Genomic DNA, 16622 nt, shown 5'->3' with positions numbered 1-16622 from the left:
CTATACCTCCAGCATGTCGCGGCGCCGCAGCGGCCGGGCAAAGAGTTCGGCGAGATCGGCGGCTTGGTCAAAACCGTGGATCGGCGAGAAGACGAGCTCGATCGCCCATTTGGTGGTGAGGCCTTCGCCTTCGAGCGGGTTGGCAAGGCCAAGTCCGCAAACGGTGATATCGGGCCGGTCAGCGCGCACGCGATCAAGCTGACGTTCAAGGTGCTGACCCTCGCTGACCCGCACCTGCGGGCCGAAGCGGTCAAGCTCGCGTGCGAGATGCGCACGGTGGAGGTAGGGCGTGCCGACTTCGACCAGCTCCATGCCAAGTTCGTCCTGCAAATAACGTGCGAGCGGCACTTCCAGCTGCGAGTCGGGCAGGAAGGTGATGCGCTTGCCTTCAAGCTGCGGACGCAGCTTGGACAGCGCGATGCGAGCGCGTTCACGGCCCGGTGCGATGATCTTTTCGACCAGCGCGGCATCGATCCCGAATTCGCGGGCAGCAGAGCGCAGCCAATCAGAGGTGCCTTCAACACCGAAAGGAAACAGTGCCTCGATCCGCCGTGCGCCGCGTCCTTCGAGCGCCATGGCAGTATCGCCGAGGAAAGGTTGTGCCAGCAGGTACCGGGTATTCGCGCCGACACTCGGTAATTCGCGAGCGTTGCGCGAAGGCAGGCAACCAACCTTGGCAATGCCCATTTCGGCAAATAACCGCAGAAACTGGTCTTCGACGATATCGGGCAGGCTGCCGACGATCAGCAGTTCTTTTGGCGCATCTGCTGCGAGTGCGGGCATCACCGGCACGAGAGCGGCGAGGCATGCGTCTTCGCCCTGGGTAAAGGTGGTTTCGATCCCGCTGCCTGAATAATTGAGGATACGCACGCGCGGCATGTATTGCGCGCCGAGGCGTTGGGCGGCCTTCGCCAGATCGAGCTTGATCACTTCGGACGGGCACGAGCCGACAAGAAACAGCGTGCGAATATCCGGGCGGCGTTCGAGCAGGCGGGTCACCACCCGGTCAAGCTCATCCTGCGCATCGACCATGCCGGCCAGATCGCGCTCTTCCATGATCGCGGTGGCAAAGCGGGGCTCGGCAAAAATCATCACGCCAGCGGCTGATTGCAGCAGGTGAGCGCAAGTGCGCGAGCCGACCACCAGGAAGAAGGCATCCTGCATCTTGCGATGCAGCCAGATGATACCGGTGAGTCCGCAGAACACTTCGCGCTGGCCGCGCTCGCGCAAAACAGGACGAGGTTGCTCGCTGGCGGCGGGGGTGGCTGGAGCGCGTTCGGTGGCACAGCCGTCAAGGATGGCGAGCGGGCTCATGCCGGCACCGCCTGCGGTGCGTTAGGGCCTTCAAGCCGCGCCATCCGCAGCTTCCACAGGAACTGTCCAGCGTTGATGACATAGGCGCCGTAACCAGCCAGAGCGACCAGCATCCGCTGCTCGAGCGTGCCGATGCCAGCCAGCAGCATCACAAGATAAAGGCTGTGCAGCGCCAGCACGAGCATCGAGAAAACGTCTTCCCAGAAGAACGCCGGAGCAAACAGCCATTTACCGAACACGACCTTTTCCCAGATCGAGCCGGTGATCATGATGGTATAGAGCACCAAGGTCTTGACCACGATCGAGACATCGGCGGCGAATGCGCCTTCGCCGGTCGTAAGGGTGCGGATGACAAGGCCAAGGCTTACCAAGAACACCACGAACTGCACCGGTGCCAGCACGCCCTGAACAATGGTCCAGGCCGTTGCGTCGCGCCTTTCCCGCTCTTGCGCGGTATACAGTGCGCTGGCTTTGCCCCTCTCTTGGCCCGCCCCTTTCACCGAAGTTCCAGGTTCGACCGGGGATGCAGGATCCGTCCGAGTCATGTGATGCGTTAGCCTTTTCTCTCAGAATCAGAGATTACCCTTTCCAACTTGAGTGTCAACTAGATTGGACGTTTAGTTTGGTTGACGAATGGCGCTCCCCGGGTATGGATATTTGCGCGCGCCTGTAAAAAGGCGTACATGAGAGTCGCAGGCTTTTCGGGATCAGAGCCGTGGCCGTGTTGGATTTGCGCGGTCAATACCTCCTGCGGAAGGTTCGTCCGCATGACCTGGGGAGGGTCTGACGAATGGCTGAGTCCAAGGCTTCCGGCATGTTTGTTGCAAGTTCTGCCGTGCTGCGAGGGGTGATTTCTGCTCCGCTGGAGCTGGCGCGGCGGCGATCTGCGATAGCCAAGATGGACCAGCCTGACTCGATTAACCTTGTGATTGAAAGCGAAATTATCCCGCGCCTGCTGATGGCTCATGCCAGCGGCGGTGACGCGGCTACGACCAGAGGCGGGCGCCCGATTAACCCCGAAGATGCTTCGCGCTTCGCGCTGTTGCCCCTGCGGCTTGAGGCGGCCAGCCTGCTTGAAGAAGTTGACGGCTTCATCGCCAATGGCGCCAGTGTCGAGACGATCTGCCTTGATCTGCTGGCGCCTGCTGCCCGCAAGCTGGGCGAGATGTGGGAAACCGACGAGTGTGATTTCCTCGATGTTACAATGGGTTTGTGGCGCCTTCAGGAAGTGATGCGCGAAATAGCAGCCCGTTCGCCGAGCGAACATGGCGCGATTTGTCCGCAACGCTCGGCGCTGTTTTCGCCGATGCCCGGCGATAACCACAATTTCGGCACACTGATGATCGACGAGGTGTTCGCCCGCGGCGGCTGGAAAAGCGAGGCGCTGGTCAAGCCTGAACGGCGCGAATTGCTCGATCGGCTGGCCCGTCAGCCCTTTGATCTGGCAGGATTGACCCTCGGTCGTGATTGCCCTAGCGCCGCGCTCGGCAACCTCATCAAGGCGATGCGGAACGTATCTGCCAACCCCCACATCATCGTGCTTGTTGGCGGAAGAATGATCAACGAAAACCCTGATATCGCTAACGAAGTCGGTGCCGATGGGACCGGAGCGGATGCCCTGACGGCGCTTGATGTTGCCAACAGTCTGATCAGGTCTCCCGCTGCTGCCAGTTCGAACCTGCGATAGGTTCGGCGCACCCCATGCTCACCCGCAAACACAGCATTGAAGGCAAGCACCCGTTCGGGAAGGCGGCAGAGCTGTTCGATACGCTCGATGCCGATGCGGCGATGAAGCTGGCGATGGTCGCCGGCGATGTCACGCTGGTGCTTGACGATACCGGAACCATCCTAGATGCGGCCTTCGATCCGCGCGAGTTTCCGGCCTTTGCCGATTGGGTCGGCACCAACTGGATCGAGACGGTGACCGATGAAAGTCGCCCGAAAATCATGGAGATGCTGGCCGCCGCCCGGCGCGGAGAAGTGCAACACTGGCGGCAAGTCAACCACCCTTCACGCGAAGGCGACGTGCCGATCCGCTATGCCGTGCTCAGCGTCAATGGCGGCGAGCATCGCATCGCTTTCGGGCGCGATCTGCGCGAAGCCGGGCGCTTGCAGCAACGCCTGCTTCAGGTGCAGCAATCGCTGGAGCGTGATTATCTGCGGATGCGCCAGCTTGAGGCGCGGTACCGGATGCTGTTCGAACGGTCGACCGAACCGGTTCTGATTATCGAGGCAGGCACGCTGCGGATCCGAGAGGCTAACCCGGCTGCACACATGCTCGTCGGCGCGCGCAATGCCAGCCTTCCGGGCAAGAAGCTGCTGACATTTATCGATAAAAACTCCCACGAAGCAATGCAGGCGGTGATCGGCGCGGCACTGGTTTCCGATACGGTCAGTCCGGTACGGGTGCGCATCGCGAGGGGCGCGCGCGAGGTCATGACCTCGGTCGCCGGGTTCACCCAGGATCGCGGACAGTTTTTGCTGATGCGTCTGGTGCAGGCCAATGATCGTCCGGCATCGGATTTCTCGCCGGTGCTGGAACTGGTCGATCTGATGCCCGATGCCTTCGTGGTGGCCGATGCCAACCTTGAAATCGTCACCGCAAATGCCGCATTTGTCGAGCTTCTTCAGGCAGCTAGCGTCGATCAACTGCGCGGGCGGCACCTGTCGGAATCGATCGGGCGGCCGGGAATCGATCTCGATCTGATCGAAGGCCAGATCGACCAGCACGGATCGGCGCGCAATGTTGCCACGGTGCTGCGAGTGGGCCACGAGATCGAGGGCGAACCTGTTGAATTGTCAGCGGTAAGAACCGGCGGAGAGGATGCCTATTACGCATTCGTCATCCGCCCCGTTGGCCGTCGCCTGCGCGATTTGCCCCCCGGTCAGCAGGATCTGCCGCGTTCGGTCGAACAGTTGACCGAGCTGGTCGGGCGTATGAGCCTGAAAGATATTGTGCGCGAAAGCACTGATTTGATTGAACGTTTGTGCATCGAAGCAGCGCTGTCCTACACTTCGGACAACCGTGCATCGGCGGCTGAAATCCTCGGCCTGTCGCGCCAGAGCCTCTATTCCAAGCTGCACCGCTACGGCCTTGGCAATCTGACAGGTGACGGCGATTAAATCACTGCAATGTAGGCAAATTGCCTGCCTTCTGCACGCTTGTCCTAACCGGCATCAAAACGAGGCTGGACGGGGTCTAAGGCGCACCTGGCGCGACCTAAACGGGGCCTGGCGCGACCTGGAGGGGGTCTGAGCGACCAGGCCGCAACCCTCCCGATTCTTCCAACATCCAGCCAGCCTGACAGCGTCACATTTGACACAATGGGCGCGCGCTTGCCAATTCAACCGCAAAAACTGCTGTCTGCCGGAAATATAGTGTCAAATTAATTTGACGCTTCGGTCTGTCAGGCATAGCTTGATTACATGGAGCATTCGGTAACTTCGACTCGCAATGCGCCCACTTCGGCGCGGCGGCCCCATCCGCGCGATGTACTGGAGCTCCTCAAACCCATCACCTGGTTTCCCCCGATGTGGGCTTTCATGTGCGGGGCGGTATCGTCCGGCGCAGGGTTGGATGGGCGGCTGTGGTTCGTGGCGGGCGGTGTTTTGCTGGCCGGGCCATTGGTGTGCGGCACCAGCCAGGCGGTGAACGACTGGTTCGATCGCCACGTCGATGCCATCAACGAACCCGATCGCCCGATCCCTTCGGGCCGCATTGGCGGACGCTGGGGCCTTTATATCGCGCTGATCATGACAGTGATTTCCGCCGCGGTCGGCTGGCTGCTCGGCCCGCTGGTGTTTGTTGCCGGTCTGGTCGGCCTCGCGCTCGCATGGGGCTACTCCGCGCCGCCGTTCCGGTTCAAGACAAGCGGGTGGACAGGGCCTGCGGTGGTCGGCTTCACCTACGAAGGGCTGAGCTGGTTCACCGGCGCAACCGTGATGCTGGGCGCGCTGCCCGCGATGGAAGTTCTGATCGTGCTGGCGCTCTATTCCATCGGCGCGCACGGGATCATGACGCTGAACGATTTCAAGGCGGTTGAAGGCGACAAGGCCACCGGCCTCAAATCGCTGCCCGTCACCATGGGCGTAAGCGGCGCGGCCCGGTTTGCCTGCGCCACGATGGCAGGGGCGCAGGTGATTGTGATTGCGCTTCTGGCGGTGTGGGGCTTCACGCTTTCCGCCGTGATTGTTGGTGCGGTGCTGGCCGCGCAGATCGGCGCAATGCCCAAGCTGCTGCGCGATCCCAAGCAATATGCCCCCTGGTATAATGGTGTTGGCGTGACGCTGTATGTGCTGGGGATGCTGGCGGCGGCGCTGGGCCTTGGGGGCTATATCTGATGCACGCCCCACTTGCCTCTCCGCTGACCGAGGCGAAGAATACCGGCTTTGGCTGGCTCGGCATTGTGCGTATCGGGCTGGTGCAAGCCTCCATCGGCGCGCTGGTGATGCTGGCAACGACAGTTCTCAACCGCGTGATGGTGGTGGAACTCGGGATGCTTGCCGCAATTCCCGCCGGGCTGGTGGCATGGCATTATGGGGTGCAACTGGGTCGTCCGCTGTGGGGCCATGCTTCGGACAAGGGCAATAATCGCACCCGCTGGATTATCGGCGGTGTGGCTGTGCTGGCGGCGGGCGGCGTTTTGGCAACGCAGGCGACGATCTGGATGGAGAGCGCCTTTGCACCCGGTTTCGCGCTGGCGGTGCTGGCCTATTCGCTGATCGGCGTGGGCGTTGGCGCAGGTGGCACATCGGCGCTCGCGCTGCTGGCATCGGGTGTCGCGCCGCAGCGACGGGCGGCTGCGGCAGCGGTAACATGGATCATGATGGTAGCCGGGATCGTGGTGTCCGCGATCACCGTCGGCCAGTTGCTCAAGCCGTTCTCGCAGGAGCGGTTGTTGCTGGTGGCAGGCGGATTGGCGCTGGCGATGGTGACGCTGACAGTGCTGGCGACCTTCCGGCTGGAACGGCAGGCAGGCCAGTTCGGCGCGGCGGCGCGCAACGAGGCCGCGCCCGATTTCCGTGCGGCGATTGCCGAAATCTGGAACGAGCCTGCCGCGCGGCGCTTCACCATCTTCATCTTCGTGTCGATGATCGCTTTCTCGATGCAGGATCTGATCCTTGAACCCTTTGCGGGCCTGATCTTCGGGATGACACCGGGGCAATCGACACAGCTGGGCGGACAGCATCAGGGCGGCATTCTGATCGGCATGATCATTACCGGGATCGGCGGCAGTGCCTTCACTGGAAAGCGGCCCGACGGGTTGCGGGTGTGGGTGGTCAGCGGGTGCCTGATGTCCGCCGCGGCGCTGGCTGCGCTCGGGCTGGCGGCAATCAGCGGGCCGGGCTGGCCGCTGGGGATCAATGTGTTCGTGCTGGGGCTGGGCAATGGCGTGTTCGCTGTCGCCGCGATCGGGGCGATGATGGGGCTTGCAGGCGCAGGCGCCAAGACGCGCGAAGGCGTGCGCATGGGCGTGTGGGGCGCCAGCCAAGCGATTGCTTTCGGGCTGGGCGGGCTGAGCGGCGCAGTCGGCGTCGATCTCGCGCGCGCGGCGCTGGCCAGCGACGGCGCGGCCTTCCAGCTGATTTTCATGATCGAGGCAGCCGCGTTCGTGCTGGCTGCCATTCTCGCCATCAGGGCGACAGGCGGAGCAGCGCTACGCGCCGGTCTGGCCACACGGGAGAGGGAAGTGTTCGCATGAACCAGACGATCTATGACGCGGTGATCATCGGCGGCGGCCCTTCGGGTGCGACAGCGGCGACCGATCTTGCACTGGCAGGCCATTCGGTGCTGCTGATCGAACGTGGCGGGCGGATCAAGCCCTGCGGCGGAGCGGTGCCGCCGCGCCTGCTGGCCGATTTCGACATTCCCCAAAGCCTGCTGGTCGCCAAGGCGCGTTCCGCCCGGATGATCGCGCCTTCGGGCCGCGCCGTCGATATGCCGGTGGGCGAAATCGGCTATGTCGGCATGGTCGACCGTGAGGAGTTTGACGAGTGGCTGCGTGAACGCGCCCGCCATTCGGGCGCCGAACGCCTGACCGCCACCTTCGAAAAGATCGAGCGCGATGATGCGGCGCACCCGATCGTCACTTTCCGTCGCAGCCGCGGCGGGCCGATCGAAAGCGTGCGCGCCCGCGTGGTGATCGGCGCGGACGGGGCGCGGTCTGCCGTGGCCAAGCAATGTCTTGTCGGCGCAGAGCGAATCCCGTGCGTTTTCGCCTATCACGAGATCATCAAATCCCCGCCGCGCAACACCGACCAGTTCGATGCCTCGCGCTGCGATGTCTATTATCAGGGCCGCCTCTCGCCCGATTTCTATGCCTGGGTGTTCCCGCATGGCGATACCGCGAGCATCGGTGTCGGCAGCGCCAACAAGGGCTTCAGCCTGCGCGGCGCGATTGCCACCATGCGCGACGACCTCGGCCTTGAACGGTGCGAGACGCTGCGCCGCGAAGGTGCGCCGATCCCGTTGAAGCCGCTCAAGCGCTGGGATAATGGCGCGGACGTGATCGTCGCCGGCGATGCGGCGGGCGTGGTTGCCCCTGCCTCGGGCGAGGGGATCTATTATGCGATGGTCGGCGGACGCTATGTTGGCGAGGCCGCCGCCACCTTCCTCAAGACCGGCGAGGCCAAGCAGCTGCGCACCGCACGCAAACGCTTCATGTCGGAACATGGCAAGGTGTTCTGGGTGCTGGGGATGATGCAGTATTTCTGGTATTCGTCCGACAAGCGCCGCGAACGTTTTGTCACCATGTGCGATGACAAGGATGTGCAGGAACTGACCTGGCAGGCCTACATGCACAAGAAGCTGGTGCGCGCCAAACCGATGGCGCACATCAAGATCTTCCTGAAAGACACCGCCCACTTGCTGGGCCTGAGACCTGCCACGCACTGATCAGGCATTGCAGCGAGCGGGCGCGCGACCTAGACCAACGCCTATGAGCAGATTGATGATTATCCCGGTGACGATCGCCACGGCCATGGCCGTGTGCGTGGCCGCACTGGGGGCGACGGTGACCGACCTTGGCCCGTGGTATCAGGCATTGGCCAAGCCGGACTGGAACCCGCCCGATGTTCTGTTCCCGATCGGCTGGACGCTGATCTATGCGCTGATCACTGTGGCCGGGATCACCGCCTGGCGCGCCGCGCCGACATCGGCGGCGGCGGAATGGGTGCTGGGCTTGTTCGCGCTCAACGGCTTTCTCAACATCAGCTGGAGCCTGATCTTCTTCCGCCTGCAACGCCCCGACTGGGCCTTTGCCGAAGTGATCGTGCTGTGGCTTTCGATCCTCGCGATGATTGTGTTCTGCGGGCGCTTTTCCAAAAGCGCAGCTTGGCTGCTGGTGCCCTACCTTGCGTGGGTCAGCTTTGCGGCGGCGCTCAATTGGGCGGTGGTGCAGCTGAACGCGCCCTTCGGCTGAGGCTGGAAGGTGATGGCCGCGATGGACTGGCTGTTCGCTTCTGGCCACGCGGCTGATCTGATCCTTGGCGTGCTGGTGATCGAGGCGGCGTGGCTGCGGCTGGCGCGTGGCTGGGGCTGGGGGGCGGTGCTCGCTCTGCTTGGCCCGGCGGCATTGATCGTGCTGGGTCTGCGCGCGGCGCTGGTGGGCGCGGATTGGTGGTGGGTTGCCTTGCCGCTGGCGGCGTCACTGCCAGTCCACCTGATCGATCTGCGCAGCAGGTTCGCAGAACGCGCCGACCGCTAAACCACCTCCGCAGAGCCCAAAAGAAAACCCGGCCGGGCCGCAGGGCCAAGCCGGGTTTCGTGTATTCGAAGTCGGTAAGGTGCCGGGCCATGACAGCCCGGCTTCCCGTTTATTGGCCCGAAGCTGCCCCGATGGCGCCGCTCGGATCGTAGTTCTCGGTCGTCGGAGCGTAGTAATGCTCCTGCGCCCACAGATACCAGTTATCGACAACCGTGCCGGTCAGCAGGATACCGATCCCGCCGGTCAGCGTGGTCAGTACTGCAAACCACCAGGCCCAGCGGTGGATCGATTCAAACGTGGCATTGAAGCCCATCACCCAGCGCCAGAACAATGCGCCGCGTTCGGCAGCCGTTCCGCGATCGGTAATCTGTTCGATCTCGCGTTCACCGCCATAACGGCCGAGTGCCAGGATCGTCGCCCCGTGCATCGCGAACAACACTGCCGACCCGTAAAGGAAGACAATCGAGAGCGCGTGGAACGGGTTGTAGAACAGGTTGCCATAGACCAGCGAGAAATTGTTGGTCCAGTCAAGGTGGCTGAAGATGCCGTAAGGCACCGCCTGCGACCAATCACCCAGCAGCATCGGGCGGATGAAGCCCAGCACCAGGAACAGCCAGATGGCAGAGGCGAAAGCCCAGGGAATGTGCATCCCCATGCCCAACGCCTTGGCCCGCCTGTAAGTGCGCGCCCACCAGCACAGTACCGAAATCGTCAGGAACGCGCCGGTCAGAATGAACCAGCCACCTTCCTTCAGCGGCACGAACGGGCTGAAGCCGTATTCAGGGCCCGGAGGGTTCAGCGAAAGCCAGAACAGCTCGCGCATGAAGGTCTGCGGGCTCCATCCGGCTTGCGCCCAGAAGTTGAGCCCGATGATCAGGAACGCAAGCCCGCCGAAAACCAGCGAGATCGTGCCCAGTACCCCGAGATAGACCGGCCCGAACTGGGCCTGCCCGATTTTGCCGAGCCAGTATGTATGCCCCAGAAAGGGGATGCGGATATCTTCACCGGCCGGCAGGGCGATACCCATTTCGGGCGGTCCCTGCACTTGCACCTGGGTAAAGATGTTTTGATATGTCGCCATGTTTCAGGTGCTCCTTACGACCAGATCGGAATCTTCTTCCAGAAATCCCAGAATTCGATCCAGCTGCCGACATACAGAGTGCCGGAGATGACGATGCAGACGGCGCTCCAGAACGCGGCAGATAGCGCGAGGAAGAGACCAACCCGGTGAATACCGAGCGTGCCGACCGAATAGCCGATGAAATCCCGGAAATAGGTATCTTCATATTCCGGTGACTTGACGTCGGTTCCGCCGGTGGTGTTGACCGCCGACAGCACAAGCCCGCCATGCAGTGCGAGCGCGAGCGTGTTCGTGAAGAAGAACGTGATCGCGAGCATGTGCACAGGGTTGTAGTGGAAGTTGCCAAAGGCATAGCCCACGCCCGAAACCCACTCGAGGTGAGTCCAGATCCCGTATGGGAAGCCATTGCCCCACGCGCCCATCCAGAAGGGACGGATGACGTTGAGCGTGACATAGGCGAACACGGCGACGCCGAAGGCGATCGGAACGTGGTAGCTCATGCCCAGCTTGCGGGAAATTTCGGCCTGTCGCAGCACCCATGAAACAAAGGCGATGACTGCGCAGCCAGTGATGATTTGCCAGTACCCGCCCTGACTGAGCGGGGCCATGGCCAGGCCATATTCAACCGGTGGCGGGTTGATCGAAATCAGCCAGGGATTGAGTGTCGGACCCTGCGTCGCAGCGGCGAAAATCAGCGCGGTGCCAAGCAAGGCGCTGATTGCCGTCGTCACTCCAAAGAATCCGACATAAAACGGGCCGACCCAGAAGTCGAATAGGTCGCCGCCGATCAATGTGCCACCGCGCACGCGGTATTTCCGCTCGAAACTAAGGAGCGCCATAGGTCCATCCTCCCCGCCATTGAGGCGGGCGCTTGAATTGCTGAACAAGTGTTAGGAGGCAGGCAGGCGAACCTGCCCCCTCACAATTTGCAAGCCGTTAGGTAGTCGCCGGAGCTTCCGACGATTCGATCACGGCAGCCGTTGCCGGTGCAGCGCTGGCATCTTCCAGCCAGTTGTACCGATCGGTGCTGAGCAGGATGAAGTGGATGGTGAAGGCCAGAACGGCCAGACCAACGTGCAGCGCAACAAGCGTGCGGCGAATGTCAAAATAGAACCAAAGTCTCCACATGGGAAATTCCTTTGAAATGTTTTCAGAAAAGCGTTGTCCGGCAGCGGTCGCGGGGGGTTACCCAGCCACCTTCAGCCGATCATCGCAATAATCAGCCAATCGGCAGCCAGGGCTTGTCAGCCCAGACCAGCACGTGGGCCACGATAGCGATCACCACATAAAGGGTGAAAGTGCCCATGAAGCCCTTGTGGATTTCCTGAGCCTCTTCAGGCGTCAGGTGGGTTCCGATACGTTCGTTCATCGGGTTGTCTCCGTTCAGTTGGGTATGTTTGGAAGCCCGAAAGCTTCCGTCGGCGTCCCCGCGTGATCCCCCACGTGGATTGGAGAGCCCCCTCGAAGGGGGCATGGGATTGTGCAGCGCGCGGCTGCAACAAAGGGTTGGAAGGCGCGGACATGCTGATCATGCCTCCGCTCCTTCAAGCAGCGATGCCTCAAGGCAGTCTGCGGTAACTGTTGTCACGCCGCGCGCGCGCGCGGTGCGTTCGGCCGTGTCGCGCAGGCGCTTGGCAGCGGAGATCCGCACCAGCACCGGCTGCGCTTCGACAAGCTGGTCGAGCCGCGCCTTGGCGTCATTGTCCCAGGTCAATTGCGCTTCGCCGCGCGGCGGGGTCGGCTCGATCTTGTCGAGCTCGGTGCCCAGCGGCAGGATGTGGAACAGCGCATCGAACAGCGCATTGCACACTTCCTGCACCAGATAGGTCGCGCCGGAATAACCCATGAAGGGCGTGCCGGTGTGGCGGCGGATCGCCGCGCCAGGGAAGCTGGCAGGAATGAACTGGGTGCTCGGCCCGTAGCCGCTGCCCGTCTTTTCGGCCAGATACATGCGTTCGTTATAGCTGCCGAACATCACCAGCGGCGGGTTGCTGTGCAATGATGTGCGCACCGCGTCATTATCGGTTTTCACACCGGCGCAGCGCGAAGCCGAGATCGTGCAGGGCAGGCCCATGTCGCCTTCAAGAAACTGGCGGATGCCGCGGGCATAGGTTTCGTTGGCGACGATGCCGAAGCTGGCCGTGCCGAAGAAATCCTGCGTGACCGAACGCCACAGATCCCACAAAGGTTTGATCGTGGTGTGCTTTTCGCGCTCGATAAACGGTTCGGGATCAAGGCCCAGTTCCGCTGCCAATGCGCGCAGGAACTTGGTGGTCTGGGTGAGGCCGATCGGCGCCTGGAAATAGGGCCGTTCCAGCGTCTCGCACAGGTTGCGACCGAATTCGCGGTACATGCAAACGTTGGCATCGCTGGTGGCGAGTTCGCGGATGTCGGCAAGGTGGCTGCCGAGCGGGAAGACCACGCCGACTTCGGCGCCGATGCCTTCGATCAGGCGGCGGATTTCCGCCAGATCGGATGGCATGTTGAACATGCCGTAGCTGGGGCCGATGATATTGACGCGGGGCTTCTGGCCTTCCTTGCGCTCACGCGGGGCGGGCATTTTCTTGGGGCCGAATTCGGTCCACAGCCAGGTCAGCGCGCGGTCTGCCGATTGCCACTGATCTTCATCAATGGTGCGCGGCAGGAAGCGTTTGATGTTGGTGCCTTCAGGCGTCACGCCGCCGCCGATCATTTCGGCGATGGAGCCGGTGACGACCACGGCGGGAAGTTCGGTATCCAGCGCTTTCCACGCGCGCTTCATCGCGCCTTCGGTGCCGGTCTTGCCGAGTTCTTCTTCGCCAAGGCCGGTGACGACGATGGGCAGTTCATGCGGCGGCAGTGCGTCGGTGTAGTGGAGCACGGATGTGACCGGCAGGTTCTCGCACCCGACCGGGCCATCAATGATGACCTGTAGGCCCTTCACCGCGGTGAAGACGTAAGTAGCGCCCCAGTAGCCGCCAGCGCGATCATGATCGAGGATGAGGGTCATGATCCGATCGCCTCCGAAGCCTTGCGCGCCGCTTCGTTCAGGGCAGCGTATTTCTTGCGGAACTTGGGCCGGTCGACGGGCAGGTCTTCCCATACGCCAGCCGCATGTTCGGTGCCGACGCCTTCGAAGAAATCGCGCATCGCATCGAAGCGCGCCTTGTTGCCCATCGCCGCGTTGATCACGGTGGCAAGGCTGCCAGCGCCTGCCGGGCCCATCAGCGGACGGGCCGAGATCAGGTTGGTGAAATAGAGCGAAGGGATCGCGCGCGATTTGGCGTGCTGCACCACCGGCGTGGTGCCGATGGCGAGATCGGGGCGGTATTCATCCACTGCCGCGATGTCCTGTTCCAGACTGGCGCGGAACTGCACATGCACGCCGCGCGCTTCGAGCCATTCGCGGTCGGGGTCCGACCATTTGGTGCGCGGGGTTGCAGTGCCCACATAAGGCACCTCTGCCCCGCTTTCGACCAGCAAGCGGGCGACCAGCAATTCCGAGCCTTCATAGCCCGAAACCGTGATCCGGCCCCTGATCGGCATCTTGTCCAGCGCGCCGCGGCAGGCGGCGATCATGGCGTTCTTGACGCCATCGACCTTGTGCTGCGGCAGGCCCAGCGTATCGCCGATGGATTGCAGCCAGGCAGCGGTGCCATCCGCGCCGACGGGAGCCGAACCGATGATCGGACGGCCAGCAGCTTCGAACTCGCGGATGCTGGCGGTGTAGAAGGGGTGGATCGCAGCCACGACCGCGCAATCAAGCGCTGCGTAAAGTTCACGCCATTCGCGGGTGGGCACAACCGGGCCAGCAGCCAGACCAAGCGGTGCGAGCATCTGCCCGATCACCACCGGATCAGCCGGGAACATTTCGCCCAGCAGCGTCACGGTCGGCAGGTCGGAGCGTTCACGCGGCGCGGCGACCGGGCCAGCGGCCACTTCCTCTCGGGCGTAATTGAGCATCGCACCGGCCAGCACGTCTTTGGCTTCGGCGTGGGTCGGAATGCCGAAGCCCGGCACGTCGATGCCGATGATCCGCACGCCGTTGATCGCCTTGCCCAGCAGCCGCAGCGGCACGCCGCTCGCCGTGGGGACGCAGAGGTTGGTGACGATGATCGCGTCGTAATTTTCAGGATCGGCGAGGCCTTCGACCGCTTCCTTGATGTCTTCGAACAGCTTGCCGGTGACCAGCGTTTCGCTGGAGAAGGGCACATAGCCCACCGTGCGCCGCGCGCCGTAAAAGTGCGAGGTGAAGGTCAGCCCGTAAACACAGCAGGCCGAGCCTGACAGCACCGTGGCGGTGCGGCGCATCCGCAATCCGACGCGCAGCGAGCCAAAGGCAGGGCACATCGATTGCGGCTGATCATGCGGCCCAGCCTGCGGATCGACCGGATAATCGGCAGCGTATTGATCAAGGATGTCGCTCTTGCCCGCGTCACGCGCAGCATCGAGCATCGTGTCTTTCGATGAGCATGCGCCGCCGCTCGTCACCGCAGCCGGATCAAGCTCGATCCGGTCGGGGGCGCGGTTACCGCTGGTGGGGAAGGCATCGCTCATCGCATCAAGCCTCGTCGTAGATCACTTCGAGGGTGGGGCGGGTTTCGTAAACGCCGCCGCGCATGTCGGCCTGCGTGGCGGGGATAAGCTCGACGCCGGCGCCGGTCACATCGGCGCTGAACAAGCCCAGCAATCCGTCTTGTGACAAGGGGGTCGGGCGCACCGGCGGTGCTTCGGCCACGTTGATGGCAAGGTCTTCGAATAGGCTTGCCCATTCGCCGCCGGGAATGCCGATGATCTGGTAATTGGCGCTCTTGCGGCGGATGTCTTCATTCGCCGGGATCGCGGTAAGCACCGGAATGCCGACCGCTTCAGCGAAAGCGTGGGCTTCGCCCGTGCCATCATCCTTGTTGATGATCATGCCCGCCACGCCGACATTGCCGCCCATCTTGCGGAAATATTCGACCGCCTGGCAGACATTATTGGCGACATAGAGCGATTGCAGATCGTTGCTGCCGACCACGATAACCTTCTGGCACATGTCGCGGGCAATCGGCAGGCCGAAGCCGCCGCACACCACATCGCCGAGGAAATCGAGCAGGACGTAATCAAAGCCCCAATCGTGGAAGCCCAGCTTTTCGAGCAGTTCAAACCCGTGGATGATCCCGCGACCACCGCAACCGCGCCCGACTTCGGGGCCGCCGAGTTCCATTGCAAAGACGCCGTCACGCTGGAAGCACACATCTTCGATGCGGACTTCTTCGCCAGCGGCCTTCTTTTTCGAGGAGGTTTCGATGATCGTCGGGCAGCTCTTGCCGCCGAACAGCAGGCTGGTGGTGTCCGACTTGGGATCGCAACCGATCAGCAGCACGCGCTTGCCCTGCTGGGCCATCATGTAGCTGAGGTTGGACAGGGCAAAGCTCTTGCCGCTGCCGCCCTTGCCGTAGATCGCGATGACCTGCGTTTCGGACTTCACTTCGCCGGTGTGTACCGGATCGGGTTCTTGCGACGCTTCATCGCGCAGCGCGGCAACTTGATCTTCGAGGGTTCGGGTGTCGAGCACAGACATCAGCATTCGCTCCAATCGAGAACCATCTTGAGACAGTCAGGGTCAGTGAAGGCCTGGGGGTAGGCCTCCGTCGCTTCACCGGCCGGACGCCGGTTGGTGATCAGGCCGGAAAGGCCCAATCGCCCGCATTCAATCAGCGCGCGGGTTTCAGCCAGATCGCCGGGCTGCCATTCGGCGGCCACGCGGAAATGGGCTTCGCGCATGAAGGCAGCGGGGAAGGCAAAGCTCACCCGCTCGGAATAAAAGCCCGCCAGCACGATCTCGCCGCCCTTGGCGAGGCGCATGATCAAATCATCGATCAGCCCGGCATCGCCGCTGGCATCGTAAATGGCACGGTAATCGCGGCGCTCGTCAGAGGCCGGGTCGATCACGTTGTAACCTTCTGCGCCAAGGCGGCGGGCAGGGTTGGTTTCCCACACGGTCGGCGCAGCGCCGCCCAGTGCCAGCGTGAGCCGCGCAAGCAGGCGGCCCAGCACGCCGTGGCCGATAATCAGATCGGGCAGTGCTTCACGCCAGTCAAAGCCGCCCTTGATCGCGTGGAGCGCCGTGGCCGCCAGCGCGCACAGCACGCCGGATTCGCCAAGGTGTTCGGGGATCGGAATGGCGCGGGCAGAAGGCACGATGACCTTCTTGGCCGTGCCGCCGAACAATCCGCGGGCATCTGTGTAGCAGTTGGCGCCGGGCACAAACACCCAGTCACCAATGCGGCCATGCGCTTCACGACCGGCATCGATGATCCGGCCCACCGATTCGTAACCGGGCACCAGCGGATAGCCGAGGCCGGGGAAGGGCGGCATCCGCCCGCTCCACAACAGTTTTTCGGTTCCGGTGCTGATTCCGCTGAAAGCGACTTCGATGACGACATCCGATGCATCCACCGGCTTCATCTCAAGTGCACGCAGAGCGAGACGCTCCGGTGCTTCGAGAATGACTGCCAGCGTATTCATTATGTCGGTCTCCCCGAAGTTCATTCGCG

General features: G+C 62.7%; 17 protein-coding genes. 7 read left to right on the top strand and 10 right to left on the bottom strand.

The window, feature by feature from the left end; translation table 11 throughout:
• Window positions 1–1314 carry a ferredoxin:protochlorophyllide reductase (ATP-dependent) subunit N gene (locus tag IP79_RS14285; protein ID WP_054119954.1) on the bottom strand — a complete coding sequence of 438 codons (1314 nt, stop codon included), beginning with the start codon at window positions 1312–1314 and terminating at the stop codon, window positions 1–3.
• Complete coding sequence (gene bchF, locus IP79_RS14280) at window positions 1311–1859, bottom strand: 2-vinyl bacteriochlorophyllide hydratase (RefSeq protein WP_082337238.1); 549 nt, start codon at window positions 1857–1859, stop codon at window positions 1311–1313. Before bchF ends, IP79_RS14285 begins: the two co-directional genes overlap by 4 nt.
• A 245-nt stretch (window positions 1860–2104) precedes the next feature.
• Here bchF and IP79_RS14275 point away from each other — a divergent pair, with 245 nt between their 5' ends.
• The 7 genes from IP79_RS14275 to IP79_RS14245 all read left to right on the top strand — a co-directional run bounded on the left by IP79_RS14275 (window position 2105) and on the right by IP79_RS14245 (window position 9020).
• Window positions 2105–3001: a cobalamin B12-binding domain-containing protein gene (locus IP79_RS14275; protein WP_233994231.1), complete on the top strand. Its 897-nt coding sequence runs from the start codon at window positions 2105–2107 to the stop codon at window positions 2999–3001.
• Window positions 3002–3015: 14 nt separating this feature from the next.
• Window positions 3016–4437: a transcriptional regulator PpsR gene (gene ppsR / locus IP79_RS14270; protein ID WP_054119952.1), complete on the top strand. Its 1422-nt coding sequence runs from the start codon at window positions 3016–3018 to the stop codon at window positions 4435–4437.
• A gap of 303 nt (window positions 4438–4740) precedes the next feature.
• On the top strand, window positions 4741–5655 hold the full coding sequence (gene chlG, locus IP79_RS14265) for a chlorophyll synthase ChlG (protein WP_054119951.1): 915 nt from the start codon (window positions 4741–4743) through the stop codon (window positions 5653–5655).
• Entirely contained in the window at window positions 5655–7016 is a 1362-nt protein-coding gene (locus IP79_RS14260) for a BCD family MFS transporter (protein ID WP_054119950.1), read from the top strand. The genes chlG and IP79_RS14260 overlap by 1 nt, the downstream gene beginning before the upstream one ends.
• Window positions 7013–8209, top strand: a complete 1197-nt coding sequence (locus IP79_RS14255; RefSeq protein WP_054119949.1) for a geranylgeranyl diphosphate reductase — start codon at window positions 7013–7015, stop codon at window positions 8207–8209. Before IP79_RS14260 ends, IP79_RS14255 begins: the two co-directional genes overlap by 4 nt.
• Before the next feature lie 43 nt (window positions 8210–8252).
• Window positions 8253–8735, top strand: a complete 483-nt coding sequence (locus IP79_RS14250) for a TspO/MBR family protein (protein WP_054119948.1) — start codon at window positions 8253–8255, stop codon at window positions 8733–8735.
• A gap of 12 nt (window positions 8736–8747) precedes the next feature.
• Window positions 8748–9020, top strand: coding sequence for a hypothetical protein (locus IP79_RS14245; protein WP_054119947.1), 273 nt, complete (start codon window positions 8748–8750; stop codon window positions 9018–9020).
• 109 nt (window positions 9021–9129) lie between these two features.
• Here IP79_RS14245 and pufM read toward each other — a convergent pair whose 3' ends face one another.
• From pufM to bchC, 8 genes are all read right to left on the bottom strand, one after another.
• On the bottom strand, window positions 9130–10101 hold the full coding sequence (gene pufM, locus IP79_RS14240) for a photosynthetic reaction center subunit M (RefSeq protein ID WP_054119946.1): 972 nt from the start codon (window positions 10099–10101) through the stop codon (window positions 9130–9132).
• A gap of 14 nt (window positions 10102–10115) precedes the next feature.
• Window positions 10116–10940, bottom strand: coding sequence for a photosynthetic reaction center subunit L (gene pufL / locus IP79_RS14235; RefSeq protein WP_054119945.1), 825 nt, complete (start codon window positions 10938–10940; stop codon window positions 10116–10118).
• 97 nt (window positions 10941–11037) lie between these two features.
• The gene (gene pufA, locus IP79_RS14230; RefSeq protein WP_054119944.1) at window positions 11038–11229 is read right to left on the bottom strand and encodes a light-harvesting antenna LH1, alpha subunit; all 192 of its coding nucleotides are present in this window, start codon (window positions 11227–11229) and stop codon (window positions 11038–11040) included.
• Window positions 11230–11320: 91 nt separating this feature from the next.
• Window positions 11321–11470: a light-harvesting antenna LH1, beta subunit gene (gene pufB / locus IP79_RS15295; protein ID WP_082337237.1), complete on the bottom strand. Its 150-nt coding sequence runs from the start codon at window positions 11468–11470 to the stop codon at window positions 11321–11323.
• A 159-nt stretch (window positions 11471–11629) separates the two neighbouring features.
• Entirely contained in the window at window positions 11630–13090 is a 1461-nt protein-coding gene (gene bchZ, locus IP79_RS14225) for a chlorophyllide a reductase subunit Z (RefSeq protein ID WP_054119943.1), read from the bottom strand.
• Entirely contained in the window at window positions 13087–14637 is a 1551-nt protein-coding gene (gene bchY / locus IP79_RS14220) for a chlorophyllide a reductase subunit Y (protein ID WP_054119942.1), read from the bottom strand. Before bchY ends, bchZ begins: the two co-directional genes overlap by 4 nt.
• A 4-nt stretch (window positions 14638–14641) precedes the next feature.
• Complete coding sequence (locus tag IP79_RS14215) at window positions 14642–15652, bottom strand: chlorophyllide a reductase iron protein subunit X (protein WP_197273834.1); 1011 nt, start codon at window positions 15650–15652, stop codon at window positions 14642–14644.
• Complete coding sequence (gene bchC / locus IP79_RS14210; protein WP_054120023.1) at window positions 15646–16593, bottom strand: chlorophyll synthesis pathway protein BchC; 948 nt, start codon at window positions 16591–16593, stop codon at window positions 15646–15648. Before bchC ends, IP79_RS14215 begins: the two co-directional genes overlap by 7 nt.
• Between the last annotated feature and the right edge of the window lie 29 nt (window positions 16594–16622).

The organism is Porphyrobacter sp. AAP60, assembly GCF_001296025.1.
Taxonomy (GTDB): Bacteria; Pseudomonadota; Alphaproteobacteria; order Sphingomonadales; family Sphingomonadaceae; genus Erythrobacter.
Note: the sequence above shows the minus strand (reverse complement) of the source record. Positions and strands in the feature narration are given on the sequence as shown.